This is a genomic window from Acinetobacter sp. AB03 (assembly GCF_058107045.1).
In genome coordinates this window covers 1-1,313 of the sequence record NZ_JBUEBA010000071.1, presented here as the reverse complement: position 1 = coordinate 1,313, position 1,313 = coordinate 1, and the positions used below count along the sequence as shown (strand labels likewise).

Genomic DNA, 1,313 nt, shown 5'->3' with positions numbered 1-1,313 from the left:
GGTCCGTGCTGCTGAAATCCTGAATCTTTCCACCCGTCAAATTACCCGATTATTGCAGAAGCTCAATCAAGATGGTGTTTCAGGTCTGGCGCATGCCAGTCGTGGTCAACCTGGTCATCGTCGCCATGACGACTTGTTAAAATCAAAATGTGTTTCCATTATTTCTGAACATCTGCTTGGATTTGGACCCACCTTGGCGCATGAGAAGCTCAGCAGCATGTTTGACCTGAATATCCCGGTAGAAACGGTTCGGCGCTGGATGACGGCCAATGACCTGTGGATTCCTCGATCCAAACGTCTAAAACGCCCATACCAGCCACGCTATAACCGGGATTGCTTCGGTGAACTGATCCAGATTGATGGCTCATATCATGACTGGTTTGAAGGAAGAGCCACCAAATGCTGTTTGCTGGTATTTATCGATGATGCTACCGGCAAGCTGTTGCATCTGCGCTTTTGTGAAGCTGAAACGACCTTTGACTATATGCTTTCAACCCGAGCCTACATTGAGCAATACGGCAAGCCCTTGGCCTTTTATAGCGATAAACACTCGGTATTCCGAGTGAATCAGAAATCCAGCCAAGACAGCAAGATCACGCAATTTGGCCGGATTCTGAATGAGTTAAACATTGATATTATCTTCGCCAATTCCCCACAGGCCAAAGGCCGCGTAGAACGAGCGAACAGAACCCTTCAGGACCGTCTGATCAAGGAGATGCGCCTGGAAGGAATCGGTTCGATTGCAGAAGCAAATGCATGGTTGCCCTGCTTTATTGAGCAGTTCAATCAGAAGTTCGCCAAATGTGCGCGAAACTCAAAGAACCTGCATCGGCCATTAACCGAATCTCATCTTGAACTGGATGATATTTTTACCTGGCAGGAACCGCGTAAGGTCACCAAGAATCTGACCCTGACGTATGACAAATGTATTTATCTGCTTGAACCGACAGAGCTGAATCATAAGCTTGCTGGGCAATACATTTCATTTCTGGAGTACCCGGATGGCACTGTGGCACTCATACACGAGGGACGAAAGCTCAACTACAGCATCTTCAATAAATTGGCTGGGCTACAGCAAAATGAGATTGTTGAGAATAAACGGTTAGGTTCAGTCCTGGCGCATATTCAACAGCAGCATGAAGAACTAGAAAAACAGAATAAACGTTCCCGGGCCAAGAAAAGTATGCCGAGTCGTAAAGCTCAGAAAGCTGTTATTGAACAAAGAAATTTAAATCCTGTGCTTGACTCTTGTGGTTAAAAACAGGACATTTTAAATGGTTTATCGCATAGACATTTTAATTGGTGAATAACAC

General features: G+C 45.6%; 1 protein-coding gene. It reads left to right on the top strand.

All coding sequences use genetic code 11. The features are described from left to right. A partial coding sequence (locus ACY3FQ_RS18415) for an ISNCY family transposase (protein WP_489774617.1) occupies nt 1–1,258 on the top strand: 1,258 nt, incomplete at its 5' end. Between the last annotated feature and the right edge of the window lie 55 nt (nt 1,259–1,313).